This window comes from Bacteroides sp. CAG:633 (assembly GCF_000435115.1).
GTDB classification, from domain to species: domain Bacteria; phylum Bacteroidota; class Bacteroidia; order Bacteroidales; family Bacteroidaceae; genus Bacteroides; species Bacteroides ndongoniae.
On the sequence record NZ_FR883147.1, the window covers coordinates 1,148 to 8,120 of the forward strand.

At 46.9% G+C, this 6,973-nt stretch carries 6 protein-coding genes and 1 pseudogene; 3 read left to right on the forward strand and 4 right to left on the reverse strand.

The annotated features are described in order from the left end of the window. Together QVP67_RS13925 and QVP67_RS13930 are read right to left on the reverse strand one after the other, a co-directional pair. Positions 1-530 (reverse strand): annotated as a pseudogene (locus QVP67_RS13925) (sulfatase-like hydrolase/transferase); the annotation flags it as partial. Between the two features lie 26 nt (positions 531-556). Then, a complete protein-coding gene (locus QVP67_RS13930) occupies positions 557-1,759 on the reverse strand; it encodes a glycoside hydrolase family 88 protein (protein WP_022164168.1) in 1,203 nt (400 codons plus the stop codon). A gap of 154 nt (positions 1,760-1,913) precedes the next feature. Between QVP67_RS13930 and QVP67_RS13935 the strand changes: the two genes are divergently transcribed. Next, entirely contained in the window at positions 1,914-2,318 is a 405-nt protein-coding gene (locus QVP67_RS13935; protein ID WP_022164169.1) for a PaaI family thioesterase, read from the forward strand. On the opposite strand, the gene QVP67_RS13940 is transcribed toward QVP67_RS13935, so the two are convergent. Then, positions 2,308-3,180 (reverse strand): DUF3108 domain-containing protein, encoded by an 873-nt coding sequence (locus QVP67_RS13940; protein WP_022164170.1) that lies wholly within the window; start codon positions 3,178-3,180, stop codon positions 2,308-2,310. The genes QVP67_RS13935 and QVP67_RS13940 overlap by 11 nt on opposite strands. Beyond that, positions 3,128-5,041 (reverse strand): Ig-like domain-containing domain, encoded by a 1,914-nt coding sequence (locus QVP67_RS13945; RefSeq protein ID WP_022164171.1) that lies wholly within the window; start codon positions 5,039-5,041, stop codon positions 3,128-3,130. Before QVP67_RS13945 ends, QVP67_RS13940 begins: the two co-directional genes overlap by 53 nt. A 300-nt stretch (positions 5,042-5,341) precedes the next feature. Between QVP67_RS13945 and QVP67_RS13950 the strand changes: the two genes are divergently transcribed. Together QVP67_RS13950 and QVP67_RS13955 are read left to right on the forward strand one after the other, a co-directional pair. Then, positions 5,342-6,517 carry an efflux RND transporter periplasmic adaptor subunit gene (locus QVP67_RS13950; RefSeq protein ID WP_022164172.1) on the forward strand — a complete coding sequence of 392 codons (1,176 nt, stop codon included), beginning with the start codon at positions 5,342-5,344 and terminating at the stop codon, positions 6,515-6,517. Between the two features lie 136 nt (positions 6,518-6,653). Beyond that, a partial coding sequence (locus QVP67_RS13955) for an efflux RND transporter permease subunit (protein ID WP_288180240.1) occupies positions 6,654-6,973 on the forward strand: 320 nt, incomplete at its 3' end.

Genomic DNA, 6,973 nt, shown 5'->3' on the forward strand with positions numbered 1-6,973 from the left:
TCTGCAGGGGTATAGGCATCCCATGCGGGCACCTGCTCTTCTACGTAGTGGCCGGGGTTATTGGGGTCGTTGGGTGTCGGACAGTCGACATGCAGTTTGCCGAAATAAGCACAGTCGTAACCAGCCTTGCTGAAAACGTCGCTGACACATTCGGCGTCCTGACGCAACGAACTGATGGGGCGGTTAGAATGACAGTTCAGTGGCACTCCGCTCTTATTGGGGTACATGCCTGTCAGCAGAATGCCCCGATGGGGACTGCTTAAGGGACAGTTGCTCTGCGCCGAAGTCAGCACCAGCGACTCGCGGGCAAAATCGTTCAGACGGGGCGTATGTACCGGGTCGTTGCGGAAGTTGACATGTTCGCGGAATCCTTCCTGTCCCCAGAACTCCATGGCATGATTGCGGTACTGGTCGGGGAAAACATAGATGACGTTGGGTTGCAAAGCAGCCGGCTCTTGCCGGGCAGATTTGCACCCGGCCAGAGCCAGCAGTCCCATGCCCCCCACCAATATATTAAAGGGATGTTTCATGGATTAAAACAGATTAAATGTAGGGATTATTTCTTCTCCAAGTCTCTTTTACGGATCAAGCCTTCCAGGAAGTAGTAGTCGGCATAGTTCAGAGGCACGTCGATTTCGGCACCATGAGGAATACTTCCTACCGAGTGCATCAGAATGAAGTTGCCGTTTGTTCCTACAGCTGCACGGTAAGCGGGTGAACCCAGGCTTTCCATTATCTTGTCGGCAGTTTCCTTATATCCCTTGTTGGGTACATAAGTACTCAGCTCATACAAGGCAGAAGCTGTACAGGCAGCAGCCGAAGCATCACGCGGCTCATTGGGGATGTTGGGAGCGTCAAAGTCCCAGTAAGGAACCAAGTCTTCGGGCAGGTTCTTGTTGTTGAAGATGAAGTTGTATACCTTTTCGGCTTGCTCCAGATACTTGGCATCGTGTGTATAGCGGTAGCACATTGTGTAACCGTAGAACGCCCATGCTTGTCCGCGTGCCCAAGCTGACTCGTCGGCATAGCCCTGCGCAGTCTGTTTCTTGCGAACCTCGCCAGTCTCCGGATCATAATCTACTACATGATAGCAGCTGTTGTCTGCGCGGAAGTGGTTCTTCATTGTTGTATTGGCGTGGCTTACTGCAATGTTATAGAAAGTAGAATCGCCCGACATCAACGAAGCTTCGAACAGCAATTCCAGATTCATCATGTTGTCGATGATCACCGGACACTTCCATCCGCGCTGTGCTTGCCATCCTTTGTCGGCATCCCATGATTGTATCACTCCTGCTCCGGGACGGAAACGGGTAGACAGAGACTTGGCAGTCTGTATGATAACCGGCTTGTACTCCTCCTTGCCCAAACGACGATAACCGTTCAGATAGCTGGAACCAATCATAAAGCCTACATCGTGGTGCCATGTCAGGTATTGCACCGAGTCAAGAGCTTCGGTATACTTCTCTGCCAGTGGGATCCATTTCTTATCACCGGTCAGCTCGTAAGTGAACCAGATATTGCCGGGGAAGAAACCGGAGCACCAGTCGTCAATAGGAATGTAATGAATACTGCCATCCTTGTCAATCGTACGCGGATTCAGTACCTTTCCTGACTTCTCGATAATATCGGTCTGCAGCGTATGTTGCGCTACCGCATTATCAATGTTGTCTTGAATAAAATCGATTTCAGTTTTCTTTTGTCCTGCACAACCGGCAAAAACAAGAAGGGCAAGCCCCAATGTTGCGAAAGCAGTTTTCATAGATAGTGGATTTATAATTTAAAATTTAGAATTGTTTCGTTGACAAAAGTAACCGTCATTTTACAAATAGACCCACCCAAATCATACAATTAAAGGCCAAAATTGTTATTTTTGCGCCTAAACGGAACAATTTGAACTAAATAACCACAAAAATATGACTGCACAAGATTTCTTTAAGAATGACCTGTTTGCCAGAAATGCTGGAGTAGAACTGCTGGAAGTAAAAGAAGGATATGCCAAAGCATGCCTGACCATCACAGCCGACCACCTGAATGCAGGAAACCGTACCCAGGGAGGAGCCATCTTCACACTGGCAGACCTGGCTCTGGCAGCAGCTGCCAATTCGCACGGCACGCTGGCGTTCTCACTCTCGTCCAACATCACCTTCCTGCGCAGCAGCGGACCCGGCGACACTCTGTATGCCGAAGCACGCGAACGCTACATAGGCCGTACAACCGGCTATTACCAGATAGACGTAACCAATCAGGAAGGCAAACTGATAGCGACGTTCGAATCGAGCGTGTTCCGGAAGGGCGATACCCTCCCGTTTACTCTGTAACTATCGAAGTCATCGGATAACGGTTGCCTCTTACACTCTTGAAGAAAGCTTTGGCCGAACCGAAATTCAGGTACATATCCAACCGGATGGGCAAATGGTTGTCATCGTCGGAAATAAAGAAGGTGATGACTTCCTGCTCTTTTCCTTTCTTATACTCGACAAAGGAAAACACCAGACAGCGGTACGTCGTATCATTGTTGGCTTTCACATTCTCTTTGCCCCGATAAATCAAAGTCTGTTCCTCGACTCTGCGCCCGGTAGCCATCGGAAAGAGTATCTTATCGCCGACTTTATAGTCGCGCGAATCGTACGAACGTGCCTGAGCCAGAATACTCAGCATATCGAAGATACAACGCGAATCGTTATATTCCATCTCATACTTTGTACCATCCCGGTAAGTACGACGTTGCTTTACATAGGACACTCCGTCCTTGTAAGAGAACCACGCCTCGTCCACCGTATAACGCTTACCTTCTTCGGCTGCCTTACGGAAATAAAGCGGTTCCATACGATCCGTAATGTAACAGGTCAGCGTATCACGCATCTTGAAGAAGAAATCGGTCTGCTTGCTACCTGTCGATAACAGGTTCATCCGATAAGCCGGAGCGTGATTAAAGGTAGTCGAATTTGTCGTCAGGCTGGCCAGACCTACCTTTTTCCAGATAAACTTCCAGTTGAAATACAAGTCGTACACAACCTGTTCACCCGATTTGAAAGCTTTGTTTTCGGCAGGACACTGTGCCCGGAGCGGCATGGCAACCGTCGTGCATAGCCACCCTATCACCAACAGCATCCACAGCCGTCCTTTGTTAGTAATTGCTGCTGTTACTGTTGCGGTTATTTTTTTTCTTTTTGTCTTCATCTGGTTTCTGTTTTTTAAGTACATCAGGCTTCTGCTTGTCCAATGGTCTGTCTTTTACATTCCATGTTTGGGTCAATTCGAAGTTAGCCTTCAGTTCGATAACTTGCCAATAATAAAACACTTCTTCCGGCTGACGTTTAGCAGCATAATCGCCTTCCGTCCATACGCCGTCACCATTCCTGTCATTGATCAGACGTGCTCCGTATTTGCCCGGATTCAGGAAATAAAAGTCTGCTTTCCCGTCAACCACCGGAACCGAACGCACCACCTTGTCCTGTTCGTCAAGCAAATCTACGAAAGCCAGGGAATCGGCGCCCGAAACATTAAAGAATATGGCTCCGTAATCTTCCTGCTTTTTCACCTTAAAGTCCTTTTTGATTTTATCGGTGAAAAGCCCGTACAGACCATGGAAAGCCATTGAATCGACTTCAAAAGAATAACTTCCGTCGAATTCCCAGTCTTTGCCGGGCAATACATTATATACTTTCTGGTCAAGCGAATCTTTCACCAACTCGATAGGCAGGTCTGTCCACAGCGAGTCGACCTGTTGCCGCAAATGGATAGCCGTATCGTTTATACTGCTCAATGGTTCCTGGAAAGTCAACGTAATGTAATCGTATATATCCATAGGCGAGGGAGCATATACGTCAACTGGCAAGAAATTAACCTGGATGGTGTCTTTATCTCCCCGTTTACGCTTCTTCTCCAACTCTTTTTCGCGCTCTTTCCGTTCTTTTTCCAGTTCCTTCTCACTCTTGGGACGCTGTTTCGACACCAGCTTCAGGGTATCGGTCCGCGGTACCAGCTGCTTCAGCGAATCGGTATAAAGATAAGAAAGACTCATCTTCAATGTATCAATCTGATAAATCAGCGAATCCTTAATCCAATAGTGCAACGTATCGTTACGTCCCGTTGTCTGTTCGATGACAAAAGCATCTTTTTCATCAAAATTCAAGCCCTTCAATACCGGCAAGCTATCGGCCGGAGCCGTAAAGTAAAGCGAGAATTCCTTGGGAGTAAGACGTTCGCTACGAGCCAGACGCTGTGAGAAACGCTTTTCCTTAAAGCAACGCAGCATCACGTCATCCGGCAGATAATGCGTATAATTCCGGTCGATAATAGTATCTATCGTCAGCGAGTCGACCCACACCGTATCATGACGCAAACGTATTTCCGAAGAAGGAATAACCAGCGAATCATTGAAAGCAATCGCTTCAGTAGGCTGGGAATAATAATAATTCTGATCGGCATCCTGCAAAGCGTAAATGCGGTATTGGCCGGCTGCAACTCCCCTAATGGAAAAGCGTCCGCGGCTGTCCGTCAGTCCCACACGGTCGAATGGCAAAGCTGTAAACGCCGAATCGGCAAGATTGGCATGCAGGCCGACCAACATACCCTTAACAGGCTCCAAGTTCTCGGCATTGAGTAACGTACCGGATATGACCATCGTATCCAATACCGCACCTGTCGAAAACGTATAGGTAAACGACTCTAGGGGATTGCCTTCGTTATTGTCCTGAATGGCGTCGCCAAAATCTATGGTATATGTTACATCTTTTTTCAGTGTATCCTGCAAGCTCACCAATACGCGCTTGCTGCTGGCCTTAATTTCGGGCTGCTGCACCTGTGGCGGAGAGATAACAATCTTTTCATTCGGCTTTTCCAGCGTGATATATTCATCGAACTCAATGGCTATCTTCTTCTTGGTGTTATGCAATGCTCCCGGCTTGGGCGAGGCCGACACAAAACGGGGAGGATCTTCATCATAAGGACCTCCTTCCAAACGTCCGATACTCGCACAAGAATAAAGTGCAGCTCCTATAACTGCAGCCACTCCTAATCGCCGAAAAAACGATTTCATCCTACTATTATAACGATTGCAATTTAACATGCTGCAAAAATAAAGGTTATCTATTAATTAGCTGTATACTTTACAGTATTTTAAACAAAAAACCTCCTTTGCCCCGCATATATATATGAAACATAGTTAAAAAAGCAAAGTATTCATACCTTATACAACAAGAAAAGAATAAATTTGCACACAAAAAACTAATTAGAGGTATTTAGTTTTCATAGGGAAGCCCCTATATATGGGCAAGAACACACACAAGCTTTGGCAAATCAATGACAATATAATATCACATAAGAGAATATAAAGAGTATGAAGAGTAGATTAGGATTATTGGTATGTTGCCTGGCACTGCTAAGCAGTTGCGGACAAGGCAACAAAAGTACGGGCAGTGCCCCCGAAATTGCAGTCATGGAGGTAAACACCACTACTGCGAACCTGACAAACAGTTACCCTGCTACAATCAAGGGTAAACAAGACGTAGAAATCCGCCCAATGGTAAGCGGTTTCATTACCCAATTACACGTAGATGAAGGTGCCGTCGTACGCAAAGGACAAGTATTGTTCACTATCGATCCCGTACAATACCAAGCTGCCGTACAGACTGCCAAAGCAACTGTAGAAACTGCCAAAGCAGCCTTAAGTACCCAAGAACTGACTACTGCCAACAAGAGAGAACTGAACAAAAAACAGATCATCAGCGACTATGACCTGAAAATGTCCGAGAACCAGTTGGCACAAGCCAAAGCCACACTGGCACAAGCCGAAGCTCAGCTCATCAATGCCAAGAACAACCTGTCGTATACTCAGGTTACCAGCCCCAGCGACGGTGTAGTAGGTACCATTCCTTACCGTGTAGGTAGTTTGGTTAGCGCTTCCATTGCTACCCCACTTACCACTGTGGCCGACATTTCCGAAATGTACGCTTACTTCTCAATGACCGAGCGTCAGTTGCTGTCAATGATACGCGAAGGAGGCACCATGAAAGAAATTCTCGACAAGATGCCTGATGTTCAGCTGCAACTTATCGACGGAACCATGTATGCCGACAGTGGACGTGTGGAAACAATCAGCGGTGTCATCGACCAGACTACCGGTTCAGTAAACATGCGTGCCCTCTTCCCCAACAAGCACAATATTCTGCGCAGTGGCGGTACAGGTAACGTTGTCTTCCCCAATCCGTTACACGACGTTGTTATGATTCCTCAGTCGGCTACAACCGAAATCCAGGACAAGCGATTTGTTTTTGTACTCCAGGCAGACAATACACTAAAAAATACCGAAATCAAAGTCTTCACTTTGGACGACGGCAAGTATTTCTATGTAACCGAAGGTCTTAAGAAGGGCGACAAAATAGCCATAGAAGGCGTACAGTCGCTGAAAGACGGACAGGCAGTAACTCCGATTACCCCAGCCGACAAAGAAGCCGAATACCAAAAGGCGCTGAAAGACCAGAAAGAAGGTAACATACAGACTGCATTCAAATAACAAGTTAATGAGTTGACAAGTATAATAGGCTAACCTATCGCGAAAAGGACAATAGATATCCTCTCTTCCCCTATTTGTGTTAGCCAATTCGCCTTAAAGCCGAAAGTCCGTCAACCAAACAATAAAAGAAGAAACAATGAAACTAGATAGATTTATAAACCGCCCTGTACTATCGACGGTTATCTCCATCCTGATAGTAATCCTGGGCTTTATTGGTCTGGCAACATTGCCTATTACGCAATATCCAGACATTGCACCGCCTACGGTATCCGTACGTGCCACCTATACCGGTGCCAATGCACAGACCGTATTGAACTCTGTTATTGCCCCGCTGGAAGACCAGATCAATGGTGTAGAAAACATGATGTACATGACTTCGAACGCCTCCAACAGCGGTTCGGCTGATATCTCCATCTACTTCAAGCAAGGTACTGACCCCGATATGGCAGCCGTAAA